We start from the raw sequence: 25,443 nt of genomic DNA, 5'->3' as shown, positions 1-25,443 counted from the left end.
GTCTTATAAAGTAATGTTGATACCAAACATAAATTTACGTGTAGTAGGATAAACAGCAGGTCCAGCTACGTTTACTACAGCATTGTCGCTTGACTTAACCGGTAATTCGGGGTCAACACCTGAATATTCTGTAATAGTAAACAGGTTTTCAGCTGTAAAGAACAAGCGAAGATTAGAGATAGACCATTGAGTCAAATCAAAGTTATATCCTAATGACAAGCTACGCAATTTCAAGAAATCTCCATCTTCCAGATAACGTGACGACATTTTCTGCGATTCGGATTTGTTATTATAAGAAGCAACCGGGTGAGTTGCAATATCGCCTGGCTTTTCCCAACGGCTCCAGCCTTTTTTCAGTTTCATCTGGTTTCTGTCTACATACGCTCCGTCCGAGTCATATTCCTGACGTGCATAGTTGTAAAGCTGTCCGCCTACAGAATAAGAGAATACAGCATTCAGATCAAATTTCTTCCATGCAAAATCAGTAGAAAATCCACCGAAGAAGTCCGGATTCAATGTACCCAGAATAACCCGGTCTGCATCTGCGTATTTAGAAGTAATTTCGCGGGTAACTCCGTCTTCTGCAGTCTTATACCATTGAGGAGCTCCGTTTTCAGGATTTACACCTGCCCATTCATATCCATAGAATGTATCGATATCCTCGCCTATTTTAATCAAACGGTCTACACTACCGGCCGGTCCTCCGAATCCTTGTTCTACAATACCGTTTTGATTGGCTTCTCCATACAGTTTTTTCACTTTATTACGGTTTACACCGATATTGAAATCAACTCCCCAATAGAAATCTTTGTTTTTCAATATATCAGCACCTATGGTAAATTCAAATCCTTTATTTTCTACTTCACCAATATTTTGCCATACCCTCTTATCAACTCCCGTTACACTGGCAATAGGTACCTCAAACAATACATTGCTTGTATATCTGTTATAATAATCAATAGTAGCACGTACACGATCAAATACAGCTATATCCAGACCGATACCCAAGGTGTAGGTCTTTTCCCATGTCAGGTCTTTATTCCCGATTTGATAAATCAAAGTACCCGGCACTCCTTTATATTTGGCATTGGCAGCATATAAATCGTATTGCGGATAATCTTTTCCGGGTAAGTTACCGGTTGAACCATACGAAGCACGAAGTTTCAATTGATCCAGCCAGTCATATTCCATAAAGCTCTCCCGGTGGATATTCCAACCGCCACTGATAGAGAACAGGTTTCCATATCTAACATCTTTGCCTAATTTGGATGAACCGTCACGACGGAAAGAGAACTGTGCCAAGTATTTATTATCGTAGCTATAATTCACATTAAAGATATAAGATTGAACTGCGTTCTCATAGATATAACCGGCAGTTTTTTCAGGAATAGCAGCTACATTCAACACTTCAAATCCCGGTACAAATCCTGTACCAATTGCTTGCAAGTACTGAAATTTATAATCATTAAATTCATAACCAAGAACACCGTTAACCGAGTGCTTATCGAATGACTTATTGAAACGCAACAGTTGGTTTGTATAGCGGCGGATAGTTTCCTGTCTTTGCTCTTCCATACGTCCGTCTACGCCACTACCTGCATTGGAACGAGGATCGGTGTAATTCTTATAGTCATACTCGTTAAAGCTATAACTATTGATTGAAGAGAATGTCAGCCAATCGGTAATACGAACATCAAAGTCAAAATTACCCATAAATGTATGCGTAAGCGATTGCGAATTATTCCACTGTAAATCATATAGATAATTGGTTGAATTGCTATTCACCCAAAGTGACGATTTATGTGGAACAATATTTCCATCCTCATCATAAGGGCTATCCCATGGAAGATTACTATACATCGCTGTAACAGAGTATTCCTTATTCATAATCTCTCTTCTCGAACCACTCATAGATGGTTTGATAGACAACCAGTCATACGGTTTGTATTCGGCATTAAAGCGGAAGTTATAACGTTTGAAATCATATCCTTTAACAGCTCCTTCTTCATCATAAAGATTTAAAGACAAGAAAGATCTGAGCTTTTCCGTACCTCCGGCAATAGATATGTTATAATCCTGTGTAAAGCCTGTTTGAGTGGCAAAATCCCACCAGTCAAAATTCGTGTTACGCAGTTCCTGATTCCAGCGAGGGAAAACAACCTCTTCCTGGTTTGTAAATGCAGCGAATTGATCATATAGTTCAGCACCGTTCATAACCTGCATTTTTCCGGTTGTCAGTGTATTTACACCCAGCTTTACAGATGCGCTGATATTCATTTTATCCGTACGTCCTTTCTTGGTAGTAACTAGAATAACACCATTTGAACCCTGCGCACCATAAATAGCTGTAGATGCAGCATCTTTCAAAATCGTCATGGTTTCGATATCGTTCGGGTTCAAAGCCTGATTAGCTCTATATCCTACGATTACACCGTCTACTACCCATAGCGGATCATTATTACCATTAACCGATGCCTTACCACGAATGATAATACTTCCTTCCGATCCGGGACGGCCATCACCAGGGGCAACCATTACACCGGGAGATTTTCCGGCAATCATATTCTGAACGGAGGGAGTAGTTATATTGGTCAGTTTTTCATTGTTCAGTGTTTGCAAAGCACCTGTTAAACTTTCGCGCTTTTGCACGCCATATCCTACAATTACGACTTCACTTAATGCCTGACTATCTTCTTTTATACGAATGGTCATAGGAGTGTTTGTAGCAGCAACTTCCAGACTATTGTATCCGATATACGATACAACCAGAATGGAACCTGCAGGAGCTTCGAAAGAAAAGTTACCGTCAAAGTCCGTACTTGTGCCGTTTGTAGTACCTTTAACAACAACATTTGCTCCGATAACAGGTTCACCGGTTACAGCGTCGACAACAGTTCCCGATACTTTCGTGGTTTGCTGTACAATTTGTTTTTCAACTGATTTCTCAGCTGGTTTTGTTGCCGATTTATAAACGATAATCCGGTTATCATTTACTACAAATTCGGCGTTTTGATTTTTCAAGGCGTTTTTCAGAATTTCTTCCACCGATTTGTCTTTGGTATCAACAGTGATACGCTCATTCAAATCGATGTCGTTATTCCGGATAAGGAAGGAGTAGTCGAACTTTTGCTCAATCATCTCAAAAAGTTCTTTTAATGTCGCATTCGTCATATCTACCGACACATAATGTGTCTGAAGAGAGGATGCGAAAACCTGATTGGGAGAAAATGGCATAGTCGCCATTAAAATCCCGGCAGCCAACAGTCGAGCTGTCTTCTTTAGATCTCTTACATTCATAAAATTAGATTTAATAAATAATTTAAAGTCCCTCTATCGTTTAAGTCAAAAAATGTATTCTGCTATTATACGTTTATGTAACTTATTTATCTTTAATTATAAAACTGTTTCCTTTCTGAAGCCATACATACTTTTTATCCACATCTACTTCATTCAGAATATCATAGAATGAATAATTGTTTGTAAAACTTCCGGAAAAGATTTCCTTTTTCAAAAAATCACTCTCTATCATTATTTGAATATTATATTTTCGTTCTAGCGTTTTAGCAATTCTTGCAAACGGTTCTTCCGTGAAACGCACTTTTCCATCTTTCCATGCGCTATAATCTTCACTCTTAACCTCTGCAATTTGTATATCGTTTGTTGTTTTATTATACGTCAGCATCTGATTGGGTATCAACAGGTTTTCGTTTGATTTCTCTCCTGTATTTTCTAAAAACACATTCACTCGTCCCGATACTAAAGCAACATCTACCGATTCATCATTATCATAGGCTCTCACATTAAACGAAGTACCCAGTACTTTTATATCCAAATTTCCCGATGAAACAATAAAAGGCTTCAATGTATCTCTTGCTACCTCAAAATAAGCCTCACCATTCAGAGTAACTTCTCTCCTGCTTTCAATCCTATTTTCTCTATACTTAAGAGAAGAACCTGCATTCAGCCATACGATCGAATGATCCGGAAGTGTTAGTTTCACTTGCGAACCATAAGGTACTTCTGTTTCAAAATGAGCCATTTCGTCAGAAGCCGCAGACGTCCCCTTTCCTACATAATAAAACGAAACACTTGTCATCAATAACAGTAAAACAGCCGCTGCTATCTTACCCCAAAGGCTTCTACGAAAAACTCCCTGTTTCCTGACTGCCCCTGCAGGCGTAAGCAAATCGGCAAAATGCTTTTCAAAGTCGGTTTTTACCCCAGACTCATAAAAAGGCACATGTGCCATAGCCCACCAGTCAGCCATGTCGGTTAATCTTTCTTTGTTTGCCTCATTTTCATTCAGCCATTGCACCAACTCTTGTCTTTCCGCATCCGTAAGTTGACCGGAAAAGTACGCCAAGAGCAGCGCATCTACTTTCTCGTCTTTCATCTCTTTTTATAAATTCAATCGTATGTTTACATGCTCCTTCACATAAATACACAAGTAGCATTCTTTTCGTTTAAGAAAAAAAACATTTTTTTCGCTTTTCTTGAAAATATGCTAAAATAAGGTATTAGGATATATAGTATATAAACAGCCCGAAGGGTTGAATTTTCATTTTGTCAAATTGTTAATTTAGCTATCGTTTGCGGGCTGTATTTCGGAGTAAAAACGGAAATGCTTGTTAGGAAGGTCTTAAATTGACACTTAAGGTTTATCGCATTGAAAGGCTATAGTGGCTCAAATTAAACAGACAGATTTTGTTTGTAAATATTCTTCATTCATCATTCTACATTCTTCATTAAAACTTTGTCTTTTTGATATTTTAAAAAGCAACGAAGTTTGCTGTCTTTTTGGGGTGAAGATTGGTTAAAACAGCTGTTTTTGGGGTGTTGGATAGTGGGGAAAATCGTTGAATGGAGAGGTGAAAGTTTTTTAGAGCTTGTTTGAGTGTGCTCGCTTGATGGAGGGGCTGCGGTTGTTTCAATGGTTCTGTGTGGATATTAAAATGAGTGAGTGTACTCATTTGGAGGTAGAATGGCTTATTTGGCTTTTAAAAGCTTCGTTTTTGAGTATAGAGGGGCAGAATTGCGTTAACGGGAAATGCTTATTTTTGAAATTATGAGACAATATAGAGGATTATAACATCAAAATGATAAGGAGTCAGAGTATGATATGGCTGAGTTGTTCTTTTAGTTTGGCTATACCTATTTTTATTTGTACGCGTACTGTGCTGGAGGCTATTTGGTTAATTTGGGCTATTTCGTCGTAGGTTTTGTTGTGATATAAATGTTGGATGAAGATATCGCGACATTTTTTGGGTAATTTATTTACGGCAGCCAGTAGTTGCTGCTCAAATTCTTTGTTTTCCAACTGTTTCAGGGGGTGTGCATCCTGGGCTATTAATTGTTCCTGCATAACGAATAAATGCTCTTGTACCTCCGTTAGCGGAACCTGCTGTAAGCGTTTTTGACGTAAGTGGTTTAAACAGCGATTCTGCACGGATTTTATCAAATAAGAATTCACAGGAGGTGCAAGCGATTGTCGGTTATTCCATACGCTAAGAAAAACATCGTTCACTATTTCTTTGGCTGCTTCGGCATCATAAATGAATTTTGTGGCAATAGCACATAAATAGACATAGAAGAGTGAATATAACTGTTCAAAAGCTTTGGCATCTCCTCGATTTATTCGTTTTATTATGTTTTCGTCAACAACAAGCACAATAAAATATCTAGTCTACAAAATTACGAATAATTTTGTAGACTAACACCAGAAATAGTAGAAAATGCGTTATTTGTATAATGACTTGGCAATCCCCAATTCCAAACCGCGAAGCTCAGCCAATCCACGCAAACGCCCTATACAGGAATAGCCCGGATTTGTTTTCTTCTTCAGGTCGTCAATCATCTGATGTCCATGATCGGGACGCATGGCGATGGAGCAAGCCCGTCTTTGCTGAAGTTCCAACAAGGCTTTCATTACGCCATACATATCTACATCGCCCTCCAGGTGGTTGGCTTCATAGAAGTTACCTTCTTCGTCCCGCTGTGTGCTACGGAAATGCACAAAGTCGATCCGGTCGCCATAGCGCTGCATGATACCTGCCAGATCATTATCGCTCCGTACGCCAAAAGAGCCGGTACACAGGCAGAGGCCATTGCTTTGATTCGGAACGGCATCGATCAGCTTTTGGAAGTCGGCTTCCGTGCTCAGAATGCGGGGCAGTCCTAAGATGGAATAAGGAGGATCGTCCGGGTGGATCACCATTCTAACGCCTGCTTCATCAGCTACAGGAGCTATCTCGCGAAGGAAGTAGATCAGGTTCGAGCGAAGCCTGTCTTCATCTATGTTGCTATAGCGATCCAACTCTTTGCGGAACTGTTCGATGGTGAAGCTCTCTTCCGAACCGGGCAGTCCGGCGATCATATTACGGGTAAGCAGTTCCCGGTCTGCATCCGTCATGGAGTCGTAACGTGCCTTGGCTTTTGCTTTCTCGGCATTTGTATATTCCTGCTCGGCTGCCGGACGCTTCAATATAAATAGGTCAAAGGCCATAAAGGCAGCTTTCTCGAAACGCAAAGCTTTTGAACCATCGGGCAGTGTGTAAGCCAGATCGGTTCGTGTCCAGTCCAATACAGGCATAAAGTTATATGTCACCACCCGGATGTCGCAGGCTCCCAGGTTGCGGATACTTTCTTTGTAATTCTCGATATAGCGTTTAAAGTCACCCGTTTGTGTCTTGATATGTTCATGCACAGGTACACTTTCTACTACACTCCAACGAAGGCCAACAGACTCAACCTCAGCTTTTCGTTTCAATATCTCTTCTTTTGTCCAGACTTCGCCATTCGGAATATGGTGCAAAGCAGTAACAACTCCCGTTGCCCCCGCCTGTTTGATATCCCACAAACTTACCGAATCATTCGGCCCATACCAGCGCCAGGTTTGCTCACATAAATACATATCTTTAATGATTAATACCCCCCAACCCCCTAAAGGGGGGGCTTTGTGATATATCCCCCCCTTTAGAGGGTTGGGGGGTGTTTCTTTTTAGATGGAGAAGGCATCGAAACCGCCGTCTATGGGGATGACTGTTCCTGTGACGAAGGCTGAGGCGTCGCTGGCGAGCCATTGGAGGGTGCCTAAGAGTTCTTCCGGCTGGCCTAAGCGTCCGAATGGGGTGTGAGCCATTACGGTCTTGCAGCGATCGGAAGGCGTACCATCCAGATTTGTCATCAAGGCCCGGTTTTGCTCTGTCAAGAAGAAGCCGGGAGCCATTGCATTTACCCGAAGCCCTTCGCCAAACTTAAGTGCCAATTCGCCTGCCATATATTGTGTAAAATTACTTACCGCCGCCTTGGCACAACCATAACCTACCACACGTGTAAGTGGGCGCAGAGCCGATTCCGAAGAGATATTGATGATACTTCCCTTCTTTTGTTTTACCATTACTTCGGCAAATACGATGGTAGGTAATACGGTGCCGAACAAGTTCAGCTCCACTACACCACGAAAGGCATCCAGATTCAGGTCGAAAATCGTCTTATCCGGCGGGATTGTTGCTCCGGCCTGATTGCCTCCTGCCAGGTTTACAAGTACATCGATGCTGCCGTATTTGGCCAATATATCTTGTTTGTTTTGCTCCAGTATATCCTTGTTCAATACATCCGACAACAAAAACAGAGCCTCTCCCCCATCCGCTTTGATTTCTCCGATTAACTGATCGCCTAATTCTTTGTTGCGATCCAAGATTACAACACGCGCACCCTGCTTTGCCAGATGCTTTGCCATACATGAGCCAAGTATGCCACTCCCTCCTGTCAGCAATATTACCTTCCCTTTTACACTAAACAATTCGTTCATCTTATTTATATGTAATTATTATAATATGATATATTTTCTTTTATCAGAATATCGATCGGCATATAGTTGACCGCTTCGTCTTTTACATTCAATATCAAGTAGCGGAACAATGCCTTTACACTATTAAGCCCCTGTACCTCCGGGCGCTGAGCGATCAAATGTGTAATCAGCCCGCTATTCAGATAATGTATATTTGCCTCCAGCACATCATACCCTATGAGTTTAAACTCCTTCGTTATGTTCAGCTCGTCAAAATACTCACCCAGCATGGAAGCCCTTGAATTGAAGATGATACCTGTTTTCAGTTGTTTGTTCTCTGTAAAAAAGGATCTTAGATGCTCTTTGTTGTAATCCGTTTCCTCCCCATGTATGTGCAACAGATGTATTTTTCCCTGGTATCCGTTCTGGGAGAGATAATTCCGAAAACCGTCTTCTCTTTTCGTCACCTGAGTAGACGCTTGGTCTCCTTTTCGTATAAAACGAAAAACAACAATATCTTCCTGAGGGTTAATTTGTTCCAACAGCAAACGCCCGGCAATATAGCCCGAATCATACGAATGGGTTCCATAATAGGTAATCGCGTTGGTTCCTTCAATATAGGCATCAATCAACACATAGGGGATCTTCAGATCGTCCAGGCAAACGGTCAGATCCTTCACACCCTCCTGAAAGAGAGTGGAAACAACTACCCCCTGGCAGTCTATCTGTTTAATCTTAGGGATTAATGCATCAAAGCTACTCTTGTCGTACTGGTTGAAATACAGATGCTCTACCGTGATATTATAGCTGAATAGTTCTTCCTGAGCTTTGTTTACCCCTTCGGCTATCTTGGCCCAGTATTCTCCTTCGGCATATTGCGGTATAATGATCAGGAGATGATAGTTTTTCTTTAACGCTAATGAACGGGCTATCAGATTAGGCTGATAATTAATCTCTTTCAACACTTTTTCCACCTTGGCCTGTGCTTCCGGTGAAACCTTTCCTCTATTGTGTAAAATCCGGTCAACCGTCCCGGTAGATACTCCCGACAACTTAGCTATGTCTTTAATTCTGTAGGTTTTATTCATCCTAACATATGTGTTTTATATGTGTTCGAGCACATAGACAAATATAGAGTAAAAATTTAAGGAAGCAAAAGTTTACTAACAAATTTCACCCCCTGAAACAATGATCCCGAAGACAAAAGCCTTCGGGACTATCTTTTATTATATTATATACAGATTATATTCTACCCTCTTCTATTGACTGCAAAGGGGAAGTTAGTTTTCTGAAAATGTAACAATACATCATATACATCAGAGGTATAGCCACAAAAATACCAACTCCAAGCAGAATAATCCCCAATATCGTAATTACGATCATTACCAAAAGGATAAAAAACAAAGGCAAAGCCTGTCCTCTGGTAATTTCCCAACTCCTTTGAAGAGACTCAATAATACCTGCATCTTCTTCTATAATAAATCCGGCAAAAAACTGAAGGCGTAATGCCATATAAAACCCCGGAATCAGTAAAAGGCAAAAACCAGCAAAGACTATAAGAGAATAGAGGATCTGCGCTATGAGATAAGTGAAAATTTTACGAGCCTGTTGCCCATAAGCTGAAAATTGCGGCTCATCGCCATCCAGAGCCTGAAAGAGGTTTTTGAAGTACCCAAGGCTAAATATCAAAGAGATAATTAGTGATATCAATGTAGAAAGGATTTTGCCGGTATACGAAGTTGCCATCGGAGCAAAAATCAGGTTAATTATTAAATTTAAAATCGTAAACCCAAGCAGTAATCCTACGAGTATCCAGAATTGTGATTTAAGGGCATCCCATGAAGTTCTAAGTACTTCTGAAATAGTAAATTTTGCTTCCATAAAGTAGTTTTTTAATTAGTATATTGACAAATATATGATTAATTCCAAAGAAAACAATTCAGAATGATAGTTTTGTTTTTCGCAAACATAAAAAAACCGATACTTTTCAGTACCGGTTTTTAATGATGTTTATCCTTATTATTAAAGGACGTTGATTTCTTTCAATACGGCATTTGTTCCGCGAACTGCAGCAGCACTCTTAGCAAAAAGTTCTTTTTCTTCTGCGTTCAGCTCAAGGCTTACAACCTTCTCAATTCCGTTCTTTCCTAGGATTACCGGAACACCGATACAAATATCCGATTCGCCATATTCGCCTTCCAATGCTACAGAGCAAGGGATCATTTTCTTTTGGTTGTGGATGATAGACTCTACTACCAAAGCTCCTGCAGCACCCGGTGCATACCATGCCGAAGTACCTAACAAGCCTGTCAATGTAGCTCCTCCAACCATAGTAGCTTTTACTACTTCTTCCAGTTTTTCTTTGCTGAGCAACTGTGTTACAGGAATACCTTTGTAGGTAGCCAGGCGAGCCAACGGAATCATTGTAGTGTCACCATGTCCGCCAATAACCATACCTTCTACTTCGTTTGCATTGCAACCCAAAGCCTGAGACAAATAATATTTGAAACGAGAGCTATCCAAAGCACCACCCATACCGATAATACGGTTCTTAGGCAAACCTAATGATTTAAGTGCCAGATACGTCATAGTATCCATCGGATTGGAAATAACAACAACGATAGCGTTTGGCGAATATTTCAAAGCGCTTTCAGCAACGCTCTTTACAATACCGGCGTTTACACCGATCAACTCTTCACGAGTCATACCCGGTTTACGTGGAATACCGGAAGTAATAACAATAACATCAGAATTGGCTGTTTTAGCATAATCGTTCGTGCATCCTACCAATGTTGAGTCAAATCCCAATAATTGGGCAGTCTGCATCATATCCATGGCTTTACCTTCCGATACGCCTTCTTTAACATCAAGCATTACAACTTCGTCTGCCACTTCATTAAAGGCAAGAACATTTGCACAAGTAGCACCTACATTACCGGCACCAATGACTGTTACTTTAGACATAATAATACGTTTTATGTTTATGTGTTATTTATTGAAAAACCAATCTATCAAAATTGAAAGCAAAGGTACAATCTATTACGTAATAAAGAAATTTTTCCATAAATATTTTCAGAGCAAAGTATCTAATTTTATTTGTTGAGAAAATGAAAGTGAGCTTGCGTCGCAGACGCGTTACGTTGATTAACCCCATGTAGAGGCCAAAGGCCGGAACATGGGGTAGGAAAATAGACATCTCTTTGGCCTCGAAGTGGCCGGATTAGTTAAGAAAAAACCGTTCATCCAACTCAACTCCAGTCTCTTCAAACAAAGCATATATTTCTTCCTTGAATGAGAGTTTTCGATGATGAACTTGTTGATTCTTGACATAATCAATTATTGATTGTTTATCTCTGTATGAATAGGTTAAACTACAATATTCCTTTCCCCAACCAACAAATTCAGGGAAGAAATTTGATTTCTTCATCCAAGAGGAACTACTTGATTTAATATTTCTTATATAATCAGCTAAGGCAATTGTAGCAGGAAGACTCGACACAATATGTATATGGTCTTCTATTCCGTTGATACGATACAATACGCCATTGAGATTCTTTATGATGCCCCAGATATAAGCGTAAAGTTTAGGGGCGTATTCCGGGCTAATAGCCCGGCGACTGTATTTAGTCCTGATAATGATGTGATAGACACTTTGATTATACGACATAGTTATGTTGGTTTACGGCAAAGGTAACAATTCTTTTTGTGTTTGACCTCTTTCGAGGCCAAGAAGGAAAGTGTATTCTTCTACCCCATGTTCCGACCTTTGGCCTACACATGGGGTTAATCAACGTCATGCGTCTGCGACGCAAATATCTCAAATTGCACTCATTGGTGTTTAAAAAAGTAGTATAACCTAAACAAATAGAGCTGTTTTTTAGTTTTATTATTAGAGAGGATTATATCTAAAATACTGATAACATGAAACCGCCAACCTGTTTGAGTTTGCAAACGACTCTCCTGTTTATCGTTTTATTCTTTCCCGGAATGAAAGGGTTTTCACAAGTATTAGAGCCATTACCTGAACCTGTAAAATATTATATTTTGCCTGATACTGTAAGGCTTGAAGAGGTTACAGTTATCGGGTATGCCACTGGAAGCGAACGGACCATATCCGGTTCTGTTGCCAAAATAAAAGAACATGAAATGAATAAGGGGCTAAATACGAATCCCCTAGACGCTCTGCGCGGAAAAGTAGCCGGACTAAATATTCCGTATGCCAATAACGGACCTGCTGCTATGTCCTTTGTCCGTATACGCGGAACTACCTCTTTAACAGGTGGAAACGATCCGCTGGTTATCATTGACGGGGTGTTCGGAGACTTAGGTATACTGAACGCCATCTACCCGGCCGATATCGAGAGTTTTACAATCCTGAAAGATGCTTCCGAAACGGCACAATATGGCTCGCGCGGCGCTTCCGGAGTGATTGACGTTACTACCAAGAAGGGTAAAATGGGAGCATTTAGTATCAGTTATGACGGGCATTTCGGCATTGAAACAGTCTACAAAAACATGGAGATGCTATCGGGAAACGAGTTCCGGCAGGTAGCAAAGGAAAAAAACATAAAAATCCTTGATTTGGGGAACAACACCAACTTCCCCAAGGAGATGGTGCGTACCGCATTCTTACAAAACCATCATATCTCGTTCGGGGGTGGATCGGAAACCTCAAACTACAGAGCATCATTAGGCTTTGTAGATCGCCAGGGGGTTGTAAAAAACAACAATTCCAGAAACTTCACCACCAAAGTAGACATCACTCAACGAGCATTCAACAATCATCTGATATTCGACCTGGGCGCTTTCGGCTCACTACTGAATAATCAGTATCTGAATGATTATCAGAAAACATTTTACTCGGGAGCAACTTTTAATCCAACGTTTCCCAATCATAAAAATCCGATGACAGGTAGCTGGGACGGGGTTACGAACGCCAGCCAGATAACCAATCCACTGGCTTGGCTGGAAGTAGACGACGATGAGTCGAATGCGCATGTTAATACGCACCTTCGGCTCATCGTTAACCTGACAAGCAATTTCAAGTTTACAGCTTTTGGCTCCTACACCTACAATGTAGTCGAAAATTCACAATACCTGCCTACATCGGTCTGGGCGCATGGTCAGGCGTATAAAAGTATGAAAAAAACAGAGTTACTTTTAGGAAATCTGATGCTGAACTACAAAGCAGATATAGGGGCTCATCACTTGGATATACTGGGCTTGGGCGAGATTCAAAAAAATACATCTAGCGGCTTTTATACAACTGTCACCAATTTCAGTTCCGATAAGTTCGGGTATAACAATCTGCAGGCAGGGGCTGTACGCTTATGGGAAGGCACCAACTCTTTTTACGACGATCCACATCTGGTATCCTTTCTCGGACGTATCAATTATGTCTACGGAGGACGCTATATCGCCACCTTCAACGCAAGGGCTGATGCCTCCTCCAAGATAGGCAAGAACGACAAATGGGGCTTCTTCCCGTCTGCTTCCGTGGCCTGGACAATCAGCGAAGAAGGCTTTATGAAAGGTATAGAGTCTGTAAACAATCTGAAAATACGCGCAGGATACGGCTTATCGGGTAATCAGGATGCCATAAACTCCTATACCTCCATGAAACTGATGAAGCCCAACGGAGTAGTGTCTGCCGGAGGAACTCCTACCGTTACCATGGGAGTTGTCCGGAATGCCAATCCCGATTTACGTTGGGAAGTGAAGCATACCTTCAATGCAGGGGTCGATATCGGCCTGTTGCTGAACCGGATCATCCTGAAAGCAGAATACTATCACTCCAAAACAAAGGATATGTTGTACTTGTACGACGTTAGTGTCCCTCCTTTTGCCTACAACAAACTACTGGCAAACCTGGGCTCCATGCGCAACAGTGGTTTCGAACTCTCCGCCGGGATCACTCCCCTGCAGACAAAGGATATAGAACTGAACATCAATGTCAATGTAGCATTTCAAAAGACGAAACTTCTCTCTTTGAGCGGAATGTATAATGGCGAAAGAATGTCGGCTCCCGAATACATCAGCATCACCGAATTAAACGGAGCCGGATTCCACGGAGGCTACAATAACATTGTGTATCAGATGGTAGGACAACCTCTGGGAGTATTCTACCTGCCTAAAAGTACCGGCTTAGTCCCCAATCAGACAGGGGGCTATACCTATGGCATTGCGGACTTAAACGGCAAGGGAGTAAGCCTGGAAGATGGAGAAGACAGGTATATAGCCGGACAAGCCATGCCCAAAACACTCTTAGGTTCCAACATCAGCTTCCGCTACAAGCAATTCGACCTCTCGCTTCAAATCAACGGAGCCTTCGGACACAAGATATTCAACGGAACAGCGCTTACCTACATGAACATGAATATATTCCCCGACTACAATGTAATGAAGGGAGCTCCGGAGAAGAATATTCAGGATCAAACGGCTACAGATTACTGGCTTGAAAAGGGCGATTATGTGAACTTCGACTACCTGAATATCGGCTGGAATGTCCCGCTTTCCAAGCTAAAGAAATATATCCAGGCATTGCGCCTTTCCTGCTCTGTGCATAATATAGCAACCATCACAGGCTACTCGGGCTTTTCGCCTATGATAAACAGCTATATCGTAAACAATACCTTAGGAACAGATGACAAACGAAATTATCCGGTATCACGCTCTTATTCAATAGGATTAAGTCTAAGATTTTAAACAGCAAAGCGTATGAAAGCACAACATATTTATATCATATGTGTCATTAGCAGTCTGATAGGTTTGTCGTGCCAGGATTTCCTGAAAGAAACTCCGCTCGATCAAATACCTGAAGAGGAGGCTTTTGATAATGAATCCCAACTATACCTCAACACAGTTGCCACCTTATACAACTATGTAGGGGGATATAGTGATAATCAGGGTTTATCCGGTACATACAGAGGCATATACGACCTGAATACTTTTACAACCGACGAGGCCATCATCCCTACCAGAGGGGGCGACTGGTACGATGGTGGCTTCTGGCAAGGCTTATACTTGCACGAATGGGGTACTAAAAGCCATGCACTGCAAGCCACCTGGGAATACCTCTATAAGGTTATCGTATTAAGCAACAATTCCTTAGAAAAGCTAAACAATGCCATAACAGAGGCCAATAAAGAAAACATTGAAGCCTATATAGCCGAAGTAAGAGCTTTCCGCGCCATGTATTATTACTACCTGCTCGACTTATTCGGGAGGGTTCCTTTGATCTTATCCTCCTCTACTCCTATGAGCGAAGTGAAGCAAAACGAGCGACAGGAGGTTTTCAACTTTGTGGTTGGAGAACTACAGGCTGCTACCCCCTTCTTAAGTACGGCACGCAGTAACTTCTTAGGCGACTATTACGGGCGTATCACCCGTCCGGTAGCCTATTTTCTATTGGCCAAACTGGCGCTAAATGCCGAAGTTTATACAGATAATAACTGGACGGATCAGGCACATCCGGATGGAAGAAACATCCTCTTCACCATTAATAATCAAACCTATAACACCTGGGAAGCAACAAAGGCCTATTGCGATTCCGTTAGCAGTCTCGGATATCAGTTGGCCACTGATTACGAAGCCAATTTCTCCGTATATAACGAAACATCCGTAGAGAATATTTTCACCATCCCTATGGATAAGCACTTCTATACCAATCAGATGATGTACCTATTCCGCTCTCGCCATTACAATCACGCCAAAGCTTATGGATTAGGCGGCGAAAATGGCTCCAGCGCAACAATAGAGGCACTTAAAACCTTTGCTTACGATACCGATAGCGTAGACTCCCGCTTTGACAAATGTTATTATGCCGGCATCGTATATGACTTAAACGGAAATGTAGTCCGGCTGGACAACGGCAGCATACTGGCATACCTGCCTTGGGAGATCGGCCTAGATATCTCCGGAACAGCAAGCGAAAAAACAGCCGGAGCCCGCATGAAGAAATACGCTATCGACAAAAATGCCACCAAAGATGGCAAACTGCAAGACAATGACATTGTACTATTCAGATATGCCGATGTGTTATTAATGAAATGCGAAGCAAAAGTACGTAACGGAGAGGATGGCGACTACGAACTGAACCTTGTCCGCCTGCGAGCCGGTTCTCCGCAAAGGAAAGCCACTCTGGAAAACATCCTGAGTGAAAGGCAACTCGAATTTGCCTGGGAAGGCTGGAGGAGACAGGATTTGATCCGCTTTAGACTGTTTACCCGCCCCTACAGCAACCGTCCGCAATTACCAAATGAGGAAAGCGGCTATACCACTGTCTTCCCCATTCCTGAAAATATTCTTACACTGAATAAAAACTTATCGCAAAATCCGGGATATTAACAAGCACTACATCAGTTCTTTCATGCTAACTACCGGGATGTCTTTGATAGGGTCTGTAGGGTAGTTCGGGCGCTCGTCATGGTAGGTATAGCCTTCGTTTTCCTTCAGTGGCCAAACGATGGGTGCCAGGCATAATGTAGCGGCTTTGAAGCCTTGCATCGTCGCGCCGATATTGCCGGTGTGAGAGGACAAAACAGCTTCATTTTCAATAACAAACGGCTTATCGTAACCGGCATGCATCAAGGTTTCCAGGAAATCGCGCCAATCCATGCTGTCGTAGCCGCCAAAGCCGGGAAGCATGGCCTCGAAAGGATGTCTGTCCCAGTCGTGCTCTACGATAGGCACACCGGCTCTTCCGGCCAGTTCCGGGTTTACATACTGTTTGGGATACATCGCTCCCCAATAGATACTGCTTTTATTCCTCAGGTTGCGGGTAGCCTTTACATGCACCCGGTGCAGACGGCTCATATCGGTTTCCTTGATCACGTCAGCCGGGTTAATATGCTGCCAGATATCGTGTGAAGGATCATAGGTTTCACCATGCGACCTACTGGGTATCAGAGTGTACATTAGTTTGCGGGCTGCCAATGTACCCGTCAGGTTGTTATAGGTATACGGCCAGGTCTTTGAACGCCAACCTTCCATCGGGCAATTTTCATATATAATAGTAACTCCCAGATCTTCGGCATATTTGATAATCGGGCTGAAAACCCGTTGATATTCATACAAGTTCTTTTCAAAACCTCCATCCTGTACGCCGAGCTCGTCATTGTAGCCTACAAACGTCCCGACCTTGATATCCTGAGCATCCCCTCCGCAGAGGTGGGCAATGCGGATCAACTTCAACAGGTGGTTCTGATTCACCAGACGCTCTGCCGGATCACCTCCTATAAGATTCTCGTAAGATCCGATGGAAAAACGCAGACCGGCATTATTGAAAGATTCCAGCAAGCGCCTGGCCTGCTCGGCATCAAAGCTCTCATAATCAATATGAGTTGCTACATGGTCGCTCCAGGAACCACCGCGCGGAAACACACATACCTCAAGTCCCTGTACTCCGGTCTCCTTAGCTTTCTCCATGATCTGATCAAGCGAATAGGGTTTAAAGGCCGATGTCATCAGCCAGATCTGATTATTCATTGGATCTTATTCTACATATAGAACCAAACCTTTCAGGTATTCTCCTTCTGGATGGTAGATATTTACCGGGTGGTCGGCCGGTTGGGTGAGCTGGTGCAATATCCGAACGTTCCTGCCGGACTGGGCAGCGGCGCTGAATACTGCCAGGCGGAAGTTTTCACGGCTTACTACCTGCGAACAGGAGAAGGTAAACAGAATACCGCCGGGTTGTATCTTTTCAAAAGCGATGGCATTTAATTTGCGATAACCTTGCAGGGCATTGCGAAGCACATTCTTATGCTTGGCAAAAGCAGGAGGATCCAGGACAATCAGGTTGTATTGATCCCCCATCTTGTCTAAATATTTAAAGGCATCTTCGGCAAAGGCTTCATGCCGGGGATCGGCCGGAAAATTCAGTTCTACATTCTGCTTGGTCAGGTAAATAGCCTTGGATGAGCTATCTACCGAATGAACCAGCTTGGCTCCTCCACGCATGGCGTAGAAAGAAAAGCCGCCTGTATAGCAGAACATATTCAATACTGAACGGCCTTTGGCGTAATGCTCCAGCAGGGAGCGATTGTCCCGCTGATCTACGAAAAAGCCGGTCTTTTGCCCCTTCTGCCAGTCTACATGAAACTTCAGGCCGTTTTCCAGAGCCGTGTCATCCGCTTCGCCGCCGTATAAATAGCCGGCTTCGTTGTCCAGATTAGCTTTGAAGGGTAAAGTAGTATCTGATTTGTAGTATATGTTTTGTATCGTATCGCCCAATACAGCCCGCAAAGCGTCGGCTATCTGATGCCGGGCATGGTGCATACCCACCGAATGAGCCTGCATCACCGCCGTACCGGCGTATATATCAATGATTAAGCCGGGCAGGCTATCCCCTTCTCCGTGTATCAGCCGGTAGGTGTTATTCTCCTCGGTTCCGGCCAGCCTTAATGCTAAACGCATCGTATAAGCCGCCTGTATACGCTCCTGCCAAAAGGCATTATCTATCTCAATCTGCGTGAAAGAGAGTACCCTTACGGCAATACTGCCTATCTGGTAATGGCCTGTAGCCAAAAAACGTTTATCTGAACTGTATACATCAACCACATCCCCCTCCTGAGGCTTTCCGTCAATGGATTGTATCGCTCCCGAAAATATCCAGGGGTGGAAACGTAAAAGGGATTCTTCCTTTTTAGGTTTCAGAATAACCTTATAATAACTCATTTATTCTGATTCAATTGATTATATATCTTAAGGCATGCCCAGGCATCCAGTGCTGCGTATTTTTTCTGGGAATCCGACAGTGCATCAGCCTCCCAGTTGGTCAGGCGCTGCCCTTTCGAGATCTTCTTACCAAACAAAATGGCATAAATCTTTTGCAGGCTAGCATCTTCTATAGCAAACTGTTTAACATAGTTCTGCAAGTCCAGGAAGTTAGCCGGTTCAATATCTGTACGCTTCTTTATTGCCCCAAAATCGTCACGCAGTGAAAGGCCTATTTTCAAGATATCTTTATTAGACAGAAAGGCTTCGAGGTCTGCCGGAATGCCTATGCGGTTCAGCCGAAAAAGGAAGCAAACCTCATCGGTTGATATCTGCATCAGGGCAATCTTAAAACGTTGTCCTTTTTTGAAGCTGGGACGGGTTTCCGTATCGAAACCTACCTGTGTAAATTTCGAAAGGTATTCAACGGCACGGGAGGCATCCTTTTTTGTATCTACTACAATGACACGTCCTTTGTATTCTTCTACGGGAAGAAGAGCCATCTGCTCTTTTGTTATCGAATGTGAATATTCTATCATTCCTCTTCGTTCATTTTCATCAGATTATCATCACTATAACGCACTGCATGAAGCGCTTTCAAGGCATTCAGCAGTCGTTGTCCCCAATACTCGCAAAAGTTTATCTGGCACAAGGCTATCGCATTGCGCATCACTTCCTCATTTCCTTGCCTGAACATAGAAACGAAATTGCCGGTATCCTGATAAACGTCTGCCAGATTTTCGGAAATAAAGGCAGCTATAGGGGTGTCACTGTATTGCATATCCGGATGAAATGTTTCCAGAAAAGAATCTTGTTCTCCCAACAGATCAGCTATTTTGTTTCGTACGGACTCATACATTTCTTCCGTTACGGTATATTCGGGCTCTGCATCATCATCTAACAATATTTCAGGCAACAAGGTAGCCTTCACATATAACAAAGGTAACATCTTTGTTGTTTTGTCTACGAATGAAAACATAGATAATTGCCCGACTGATTCCATCAACGAACAATATTCCAATGCTACTGTTACAAATTCCAGCGTATTCCGTTCATATATAGGATTATCGCTCTTATCCATTATTTACTTCCTTTGTTTAGTATGCAAAAGTAGTAAATTAATTACATAATGAGAAGAACAAGAAACTTATTATCTTTTCCATCGTTTATGAGTCCATAGCCAATCGCTGGGGCTCTCGAGGATATTTTGTTCCAGAAGTTCGGAATAGCGTTGGATAATTTCGACGGGAGCTGTTTCTTTCGGATTCAGGCAGATTGGTTTGCAGGTTGCCTGGTATTTTCCTCGTTCGGAACGTGTTACGTGCATATACATGACTGCCGCATTGGTGGAGTGAGCCAGTTTTTCTGTTCCTGAAAACATACTTGTCTGTTGGTTGAGAAAATGAACCTTATATTGCTCTTCTATCAACTTCGGACATTGGTCGGCAATAAAGAAATAGACAGACGGCTGATGCGTATGTGTGAGGATATGCCTTACAATTGACCTTGCCGGCACCAAGCCCATACCAAAGCGACCTCTGAGCTTTATAAACAAACGGTCTACCGATTTATTTCTCAAAGGTTTATAGATGGCATACATATGGGTATCGATATGAATGGGCAGGGTATTCAGTATTTCCCAGTTGCCGCAATGTCCCATACATACGATTACATTCTTACCTTCCGATAGCTGTTCTTTAATCAACTCCATCCCGCTTACTGTAAGTTTATCCATCTGATTACTATGGGAAATAGAGAGTGATTTAAGTATTTCTGCCACATTATCTGTAAAAGAAAGATAGAACCCTTTCATGATATGGTCTATCTCTCTATAATTCTTGTCGGGAAATGAGCGGGAAAGATTCTGAACCACCGTTTGCTTCCGATAAGAAAAAAGATAGAGTATCATCAATGATGTAATAGATGAAAGCGCGTACAATACCCGCATAGGAAACAAGCTTACAGCATATATGCTCACAAAAAGAAGTCCAAACAGGACATTACCAAATAGTCGATTCATATTTTTTTTTGTTCATTAGTGGGTACATGTAGCTATTCACTAACGCCAACTTACATCATATATTATAATAAGTATTACAACAAGAGTAGTTTTTGTTTATTCCAGCCTCTTTTTTAAACGATGCTGCAAGTGCCGTTCTTTTTCCAACAGCCTGTTTTGCTTTTTTTCGTCTTGCGAATTTCGTTTTTAGTTGGAGGTACTTCAAAAATAATTTAGAGGTACGTCTAAATCCAATTAGAGGTAGGTGTAAAATAATTTAGAGGTAGGTCTAAATCAATTTAGACCTACCTCTAAATATTTTTTGCCCGCCAAATTCTCAAAAGTTGACAGTTAATCCGGCTGATACATAGGGCGATATCTGAAAATAGTAGTTGTTATCCGATTTAAACATGGCTTTCAGCGTACGGTCGGAGTAATAGGCAGAGCGCATGGCGTTTATTCCGGCTGTCAGGGGGATAGATACTGTTTTGCCTATCTTTATTTCAGGCCGTAATCCGGTTACCATATATTGGTGGGTGAACATGACATCCTTTTCGTCTTTCTCTAATAGGGCCATCTGTCCATTCATTTCTCCAATTAAGGATAAGCTCAGGAAGTTATTCAGCTTCAGGCCTAGTCCGATATTCAAGCCATTGGTCATTGACAGATTGAAGTCAAATTTACCTTGCAGCCTCCAGTTCAGATACATGGCGGGGAATGCCATCGGGTAACCGAATGTACTGTTGACAGCGATACCACCTCCCAACTCCATATTGGGCCTTACCTGGCAGACAAATATTGCATGCATACTACCCAGCACATGCTTCCAGGAAATTCTGGAAAATTCGGAAGACGAGGTATATATCCCACCTCCTATTCCTGCCATTAAGGACCATTTATCACTAATCGGGCGGATATGCTGTATTCCCAGCTCTATATTTACAATTTCGGAGATCACCAGGTTTTCCGTAAAATTCTTATTGTCAAGAGAAACGTACGAGCCACCCACGCCAACACCCCATATGATGGGCTTTCCGTTTTTATTGGTTTTTACAGAGACAGGGATATTCAGATTTGCCTGAAAAACCTTGGCAGACCCTTCGGCATTACCGATCTTTTCGCGGGGATCTTCGCCTTTATCAAGCCAGTAGCTTGAGCTCCCAAAACACTCTGTTTTAATGGATAACTGCGCGGATAAGCCCGTAGATACAAGTAAGGATATAGCAGCTGCGAATACGATTTTTACATTCATACGTTTGTTATTATTGGATAAATTTTTCCGTTTTTTGCAAGACAAAAGTCAGAGAATAGTCTGATGTTATGAAAAGATTTTGACGGTTGGGAGATACGTTATGACGGTTGGCAACAGCCTTCTGAATTAAACAATTACCTTTGCAGCATGATAAAATACCTGTTCAAAGACTATAATCGCTTTATTATTGCTGTTTGGGTGGCAATATTCATTGTGTTTTTCGTTCAATTCGCCTATGGTTCTGCAGTTGCAGCTGAGGCAGCTTTATTATCTATGGGGATTGTCTCTATATCTTATTTCTTCACTACCTACCTGAGTACTACTTTGTTGCAAAATGCAATAAAGAAAAAGAAAATGAAGAAATTTGCTTTTCAGTTCATTCTTACTACAATCACGATATCGGTGCTGATTACTGCCTGGCTTTTGCTTTTTTCTTATCTGGCAAAACAAGAAATCCTGTCACCTTATTTTATTATCGAAAAAAACAGCTCCATCTTACGAGAATCTATCGGTGCAATGGTTACATCAACACTGATCAACTTTGGCTTTTGCGGACTCAGGTTTTATGAGCTGAATTTGAAACTGCAAAAGGAATTGCTCGAATCCCAGTTGCAAATACTTCAGGAACAGATCAATCCTCACTTTATGTTCAACGTATTGAACCACGTACATGTACTGATCAGGAAAGAACCGGAACTGGCTGATTCGCTGCTGTTACAATATACCGATATCTTACGCTACCAGTTATACAATGGAAAAAAAGAGTATATCAGCATTGAAAAAGAGGTGCAATTTCTTAAAAATTTCATTGATGTAGAGAAGGTTAGATGGAAAAACAAACTGGATATTCAGTGCACCTGGAAGGTGGAAGACCCTACGATGGAGTTTCCTCCCTTACTGCTGATTACCTTTATAGAAAATGCCTTTAAGCATGTATCGCGTTCAAGTAGCGAAAAAGGCTATGTAATGATTGATTTTGAGCAAAAAGACAAGCAGGTACGTCTGGAGGTAGAAAACTCTAACTCAGGAATTAAACCAACAGAAAAAAGCGATTCGGGTATAGGATTGACGAATATAAAAAAACGCCTGGATATCATATTCCCCGATAAATACAGTCTGGAAGTAAAGTATAATGATGTTACATATTCTGTGAAACTTATAATTAATACATAGTGATGGCAAATTTTATTTCAACACCAACGAATACCCAGCTTTTAAAGTGTTTAATAGTCGATGATGAAGAAATTGCCATCGACGGCATAATAGACTATATGGAAGACCTGGAATATCTTCAGCTGGCAGATTCGTGTGCATCGGCCATCGAAGCTATGGAGATACTGAAAAACAAAGAGATAGACTTAATGTTTCTGGATATAAATATGCCTCGGCTAAGCGGATTGGAGCTATTGGAATCACTGGAAAAGCCACCGCTAACCATCCTGACTACCGCCTATTCCGAATACGCCCTGGATGGCTTCAGACTGCATGTTGTAGACTATCTGTTAAAGCCTTACACCTTTCAGCGCTTCATACAGGCAACCCAAAAAGCCGTAGAGCTGTTTCAATCACGCCTCATACTGGAAAAAGAAGACAGCAACAAGAATATCGACATGTATATACGCCAGGGAGATGCCTTCCAGCGGATTAACTGGGAAGACATCTTGTTTGCCGAAGCCATGCAAAACTATGTAAAACTGCACTTTAGAGACAAAACCTTTGTCATACACCAAACGATGAGCTCCCTGGAAGACATCCTACCCAAGGAGTATTTTTTCAGAATACACAACTCCTTCCTGGTGAACGTCAGCCGGATAGAAACAGTATCCGGAGGCCGCCTCTTCATCAACGGACAAGAACTCCCTATCTCCAAACACAGAAAAGATGCCTTCCTCAACTCCGTAGTCTACAAAAACCTTATTAGCAAGTAGGATGGTTTTTAACAGAAAAATTATACGATATTTTCTCATAAAAGAGTAGAACACAGCATATATAATATTACCTATTCTTCTGTTTTAACAATTGAATCTGTCATTTTTATATTGCGGTACAAAAAAATGGGGAGTTTTTTAGTGGTATTCCATTTTTTTGTTACCTTTGAAGCCTCACTTAGATGTCAAATTGCTAATTAGTGGGAAACACTTTTTTAAAATTATAGATATGGCGAAAGTAAAAGGTGCTGTTGTTGTGAACACAGAACGCTGCAAAGGGTGTGATCTTTGTGTAGTAGCCTGCCCTTCGGATGTGCTGGAGTTACATCCCCGAGAAGTCAACAACAAAGGATATCACTACGTGTATATGAAGAATCCGGAAGACTGTATTGGTTGTGCCAATTGCGGTTTGGTATGTCCGGACGGTTGTTTAACAATTTATAAGGTGAAGTTAACCAGTTGAAAGATATGGCAGAAGAAGTAAGTTTGATGAAGGGTAATGAAGCAGTAGCGTATGCAGCCATACGTTGCGGTGCAGACGGATATTTTGGATATCCGATTACTCCCCAATCTGAGATAATGGAAACATTGATGGTAGAAAAGCCTTGGGAAACAACCGGTATGGTTGTATTGCAGGCTGAAAGCGAAGTAGCAGCCATCAATATGGTATATGGTGGCGCTGCAAGCGGAAAGCGGGTAATGACTTCGTCATCTAGCCCCGGTATCAGCCTCAAGCAGGAAGGTATTTCTTATCTGGCCGGTGCAGACCTGCCTTGCCTTATCGTGAATGTGATGCGTGGTGGCCCCGGACTGGGTACTATACAGCCAAGCCAGGCCGATTATTTCCAGACAGTAAAAGGTGGCGGACATGGTGACTACCGCTTAATTACACTGGCTCCTTCATCCGTTCAGGAGATGGCAGACTTTGTATCTCTGGGTTTTGATCTGGCCTTCAAATATTCCAATCCCTGTATGATCCTGTCTGACGGTATCATCGGGCAGATGATGGAAAAGGTAGTTTTACCTCCTTATAAGAAACGGAAAACGGAAGCGGAAATTCGCGAAGAATCTCCCTGGGCTACACAAGGTAAGCTTAAAAGCCGTAAGCCGAATATTGTCACATCATTAGAGTTGGATCCGGCCATCATGGAAGAAAACAACATCCGTTTCCAAGCCAAATATAAAAAGATAGAAGAAGCTGAAGTACGATACGAAGAGTTCCATTGTGAAGATGCGGAGTATCTGCTGATAGCCTTTGGTTCTTCAGCCCGTATCTGCCAGAAAGTAGTAGAGCTGGCACGGCAGGAAGGGATAAAACTGGGCTTGTTGAGACCTATTACCTTATGGCCGTTCCCTAAAGATGCAATCGCAACTTATGCCAACAAGGTGAAAGGGATGCTATCGGTGGAACTGAATGCCGGACAGATGGTGGAAGATGTACGACTTGCTGTAAACGGCAAGATACCGGTAGAACACTTTGGCCGCCTGGGTGGTATTGTATTCACACCGGATGAAATACTGGTAGCATTAAAAGAAAAAATTATAAATAAGTAATTGTATGTTTCGGGGAAGTAAAGCTGACGAGGTATTGACACTGTTATTCATGTTACTTGCTATTGGAGCAATCGTTTGCTATTTTGCAGTAAGTAACCGGGGAGTATTCCTGGCTGTAGCCGGGGTAGCCGTTATCATGCGAATTGTACAATACCTCATGAGGTACTTCAAGTAACAGACTTATTTTTAACCATTCAACTTTCAA

Annotated in this window: 22 protein-coding genes; 7 read left to right on the top strand and 15 right to left on the bottom strand. The window is 42.1% G+C overall.

Annotated elements, in window-relative coordinates; genetic code table 11:
* Positions 1–3: 3 nt before the first annotated feature.
* From M2470_RS00590 to M2470_RS00550, 9 genes are all read right to left on the bottom strand, one after another.
* Positions 4–3,297: a TonB-dependent receptor gene (locus M2470_RS00590; RefSeq protein ID WP_280743246.1), complete on the bottom strand. Its 3,294-nt coding sequence runs from the start codon at positions 3,295–3,297 to the stop codon at positions 4–6.
* An 82-nt stretch (positions 3,298–3,379) separates the two neighbouring features.
* Positions 3,380–4,393 (bottom strand): FecR domain-containing protein, encoded by a 1,014-nt coding sequence (locus M2470_RS00585; protein WP_280743247.1) that lies wholly within the window; start codon positions 4,391–4,393, stop codon positions 3,380–3,382.
* Between the two features lie 714 nt (positions 4,394–5,107).
* The gene (locus tag M2470_RS00580; protein ID WP_280743248.1) at positions 5,108–5,668 is read right to left on the bottom strand and encodes an RNA polymerase sigma-70 factor; all 561 of its coding nucleotides are present in this window, start codon (positions 5,666–5,668) and stop codon (positions 5,108–5,110) included.
* A 69-nt stretch (positions 5,669–5,737) separates the two neighbouring features.
* On the bottom strand, positions 5,738–6,910 hold the full coding sequence (gene uxuA, locus M2470_RS00575) for a mannonate dehydratase (RefSeq protein ID WP_280743249.1): 1,173 nt from the start codon (positions 6,908–6,910) through the stop codon (positions 5,738–5,740).
* An 87-nt stretch (positions 6,911–6,997) separates the two neighbouring features.
* Complete coding sequence (locus M2470_RS00570; protein WP_280743250.1) at positions 6,998–7,810, bottom strand: SDR family oxidoreductase; 813 nt, start codon at positions 7,808–7,810, stop codon at positions 6,998–7,000.
* 5 nt (positions 7,811–7,815) lie between these two features.
* Entirely contained in the window at positions 7,816–8,877 is a 1,062-nt protein-coding gene (locus M2470_RS00565) for a substrate-binding domain-containing protein (RefSeq protein ID WP_280743251.1), read from the bottom strand.
* Positions 8,878–9,031: 154 nt separating this feature from the next.
* A complete protein-coding gene (locus M2470_RS00560) occupies positions 9,032–9,670 on the bottom strand; it encodes a hypothetical protein (protein WP_280743252.1) in 639 nt (212 codons plus the stop codon).
* 141 nt (positions 9,671–9,811) lie between these two features.
* Positions 9,812–10,753 (bottom strand): malate dehydrogenase, encoded by a 942-nt coding sequence (mdh, locus tag M2470_RS00555; RefSeq protein WP_280743253.1) that lies wholly within the window; start codon positions 10,751–10,753, stop codon positions 9,812–9,814.
* A 256-nt stretch (positions 10,754–11,009) separates the two neighbouring features.
* Positions 11,010–11,456: a transposase gene (locus tag M2470_RS00550; RefSeq protein ID WP_280743254.1), complete on the bottom strand. Its 447-nt coding sequence runs from the start codon at positions 11,454–11,456 to the stop codon at positions 11,010–11,012.
* A 320-nt stretch (positions 11,457–11,776) separates the two neighbouring features.
* Between M2470_RS00550 and M2470_RS00545 the strand changes: the two genes are divergently transcribed.
* Positions 11,777–14,494 (top strand): SusC/RagA family TonB-linked outer membrane protein, encoded by a 2,718-nt coding sequence (locus tag M2470_RS00545; RefSeq protein ID WP_280743358.1) that lies wholly within the window; start codon positions 11,777–11,779, stop codon positions 14,492–14,494.
* Positions 14,495–14,506: 12 nt separating this feature from the next.
* Entirely contained in the window at positions 14,507–16,135 is a 1,629-nt protein-coding gene (locus M2470_RS00540; RefSeq protein ID WP_280743255.1) for a RagB/SusD family nutrient uptake outer membrane protein, read from the top strand.
* Between the two features lie 6 nt (positions 16,136–16,141).
* On the opposite strand, the gene M2470_RS00535 is transcribed toward M2470_RS00540, so the two are convergent.
* The 6 genes from M2470_RS00535 to M2470_RS00510 form a co-directional block, all read right to left on the bottom strand.
* Entirely contained in the window at positions 16,142–17,275 is a 1,134-nt protein-coding gene (locus M2470_RS00535) for a sugar phosphate isomerase/epimerase (RefSeq protein WP_280743256.1), read from the bottom strand.
* 6 nt (positions 17,276–17,281) lie between these two features.
* Positions 17,282–18,466, bottom strand: coding sequence for a class I SAM-dependent rRNA methyltransferase (locus M2470_RS00530; protein ID WP_280743257.1), 1,185 nt, complete (start codon positions 18,464–18,466; stop codon positions 17,282–17,284).
* Entirely contained in the window at positions 18,463–19,044 is a 582-nt protein-coding gene (locus M2470_RS00525; protein WP_280743258.1) for a 3'-5' exonuclease, read from the bottom strand. Before M2470_RS00525 ends, M2470_RS00530 begins: the two co-directional genes overlap by 4 nt.
* The gene (locus tag M2470_RS00520) at positions 19,041–19,586 is read right to left on the bottom strand and encodes a DUF5063 domain-containing protein (protein ID WP_280743259.1); all 546 of its coding nucleotides are present in this window, start codon (positions 19,584–19,586) and stop codon (positions 19,041–19,043) included. The genes M2470_RS00525 and M2470_RS00520 overlap by 4 nt, the downstream gene beginning before the upstream one ends.
* A 69-nt stretch (positions 19,587–19,655) precedes the next feature.
* Entirely contained in the window at positions 19,656–20,525 is an 870-nt protein-coding gene (locus tag M2470_RS00515) for a lysophospholipid acyltransferase family protein (protein ID WP_280743260.1), read from the bottom strand.
* Positions 20,526–20,841: 316 nt separating this feature from the next.
* Positions 20,842–21,756, bottom strand: a complete 915-nt coding sequence (locus M2470_RS00510; RefSeq protein WP_280743261.1) for a DUF6268 family outer membrane beta-barrel protein — start codon at positions 21,754–21,756, stop codon at positions 20,842–20,844.
* A gap of 147 nt (positions 21,757–21,903) precedes the next feature.
* Here M2470_RS00510 and M2470_RS00505 point away from each other — a divergent pair, with 147 nt between their 5' ends.
* The 5 genes from M2470_RS00505 (at position 21,904) to M2470_RS00485 (ending at position 25,413) form a co-directional block, all read left to right on the top strand.
* Positions 21,904–22,929, top strand: a complete 1,026-nt coding sequence (locus M2470_RS00505; protein ID WP_280743262.1) for a histidine kinase — start codon at positions 21,904–21,906, stop codon at positions 22,927–22,929.
* Positions 22,930–22,931: 2 nt separating this feature from the next.
* Positions 22,932–23,684 carry a LytTR family DNA-binding domain-containing protein gene (locus M2470_RS00500; protein ID WP_280743263.1) on the top strand — a complete coding sequence of 251 codons (753 nt, stop codon included), beginning with the start codon at positions 22,932–22,934 and terminating at the stop codon, positions 23,682–23,684.
* 229 nt (positions 23,685–23,913) lie between these two features.
* Complete coding sequence (locus M2470_RS00495) at positions 23,914–24,147, top strand: 4Fe-4S binding protein (RefSeq protein WP_280743264.1); 234 nt, start codon at positions 23,914–23,916, stop codon at positions 24,145–24,147.
* Between the two features lie 5 nt (positions 24,148–24,152).
* The gene (locus M2470_RS00490) at positions 24,153–25,238 is read left to right on the top strand and encodes a 3-methyl-2-oxobutanoate dehydrogenase subunit VorB (protein WP_280743265.1); all 1,086 of its coding nucleotides are present in this window, start codon (positions 24,153–24,155) and stop codon (positions 25,236–25,238) included.
* A gap of 4 nt (positions 25,239–25,242) precedes the next feature.
* Entirely contained in the window at positions 25,243–25,413 is a 171-nt protein-coding gene (locus M2470_RS00485; RefSeq protein ID WP_280743266.1) for a hypothetical protein, read from the top strand.
* Positions 25,414–25,443: the final 30 nt, after the last annotated feature.

The sequence above is a fragment of the Parabacteroides sp. PH5-46 genome, from assembly GCF_029892785.1.
GTDB lineage: Bacteria > Bacteroidota > Bacteroidia > Bacteroidales > Tannerellaceae > DFXE01.
This window is presented reverse-complemented; position numbering and strand designations above follow the sequence as displayed.

Excerpts from the sequence above, each read along its gene's own strand:
- M2470_RS00590 (WP_280743246.1), bottom strand. The coding sequence starts at position 3,297 with ATGAATGTAAGAGATCTAAAGAAGACAGCTCGACTGTTGGCTGCCGGG.
- M2470_RS00585 (WP_280743247.1), bottom strand. The coding sequence starts at position 4,393 with ATGAAAGACGAGAAAGTAGATGCGCTGCTCTTGGCGTACTTTTCCGGT.
- uxuA (WP_280743249.1), bottom strand. The coding sequence starts at position 6,910 with ATGTATTTATGTGAGCAAACCTGGCGCTGGTATGGGCCGAATGATTCG.
- M2470_RS00570 (WP_280743250.1), bottom strand. The coding sequence starts at position 7,810 with ATGAACGAATTGTTTAGTGTAAAAGGGAAGGTAATATTGCTGACAGGA.
- M2470_RS00565 (WP_280743251.1), bottom strand. The coding sequence starts at position 8,877 with ATGAATAAAACCTACAGAATTAAAGACATAGCTAAGTTGTCGGGAGTA.
- M2470_RS00560 (WP_280743252.1), bottom strand. The coding sequence starts at position 9,670 with ATGGAAGCAAAATTTACTATTTCAGAAGTACTTAGAACTTCATGGGAT.
- mdh (WP_280743253.1), bottom strand. The coding sequence starts at position 10,753 with ATGTCTAAAGTAACAGTCATTGGTGCCGGTAATGTAGGTGCTACTTGT.
- M2470_RS00550 (WP_280743254.1), bottom strand. The coding sequence starts at position 11,456 with ATGTCGTATAATCAAAGTGTCTATCACATCATTATCAGGACTAAATAC.
- M2470_RS00545 (WP_280743358.1), top strand. The coding sequence starts at position 11,777 with ATGAAAGGGTTTTCACAAGTATTAGAGCCATTACCTGAACCTGTAAAA.
- M2470_RS00540 (WP_280743255.1), top strand. The coding sequence starts at position 14,507 with ATGAAAGCACAACATATTTATATCATATGTGTCATTAGCAGTCTGATA.
- M2470_RS00535 (WP_280743256.1), bottom strand. The coding sequence starts at position 17,275 with ATGAATAATCAGATCTGGCTGATGACATCGGCCTTTAAACCCTATTCG.
- M2470_RS00530 (WP_280743257.1), bottom strand. The coding sequence starts at position 18,466 with ATGAGTTATTATAAGGTTATTCTGAAACCTAAAAAGGAAGAATCCCTT.
- M2470_RS00525 (WP_280743258.1), bottom strand. The coding sequence starts at position 19,044 with ATGATAGAATATTCACATTCGATAACAAAAGAGCAGATGGCTCTTCTT.
- M2470_RS00520 (WP_280743259.1), bottom strand. The coding sequence starts at position 19,586 with ATGGATAAGAGCGATAATCCTATATATGAACGGAATACGCTGGAATTT.
- M2470_RS00515 (WP_280743260.1), bottom strand. The coding sequence starts at position 20,525 with ATGAATCGACTATTTGGTAATGTCCTGTTTGGACTTCTTTTTGTGAGC.
- M2470_RS00510 (WP_280743261.1), bottom strand. The coding sequence starts at position 21,756 with ATGAATGTAAAAATCGTATTCGCAGCTGCTATATCCTTACTTGTATCT.
- M2470_RS00505 (WP_280743262.1), top strand. The coding sequence starts at position 21,904 with ATGATAAAATACCTGTTCAAAGACTATAATCGCTTTATTATTGCTGTT.
- M2470_RS00500 (WP_280743263.1), top strand. The coding sequence starts at position 22,932 with ATGGCAAATTTTATTTCAACACCAACGAATACCCAGCTTTTAAAGTGT.
- M2470_RS00495 (WP_280743264.1), top strand. The coding sequence starts at position 23,914 with ATGGCGAAAGTAAAAGGTGCTGTTGTTGTGAACACAGAACGCTGCAAA.
- M2470_RS00490 (WP_280743265.1), top strand. The coding sequence starts at position 24,153 with ATGGCAGAAGAAGTAAGTTTGATGAAGGGTAATGAAGCAGTAGCGTAT.
- M2470_RS00485 (WP_280743266.1), top strand. The coding sequence starts at position 25,243 with ATGTTTCGGGGAAGTAAAGCTGACGAGGTATTGACACTGTTATTCATG.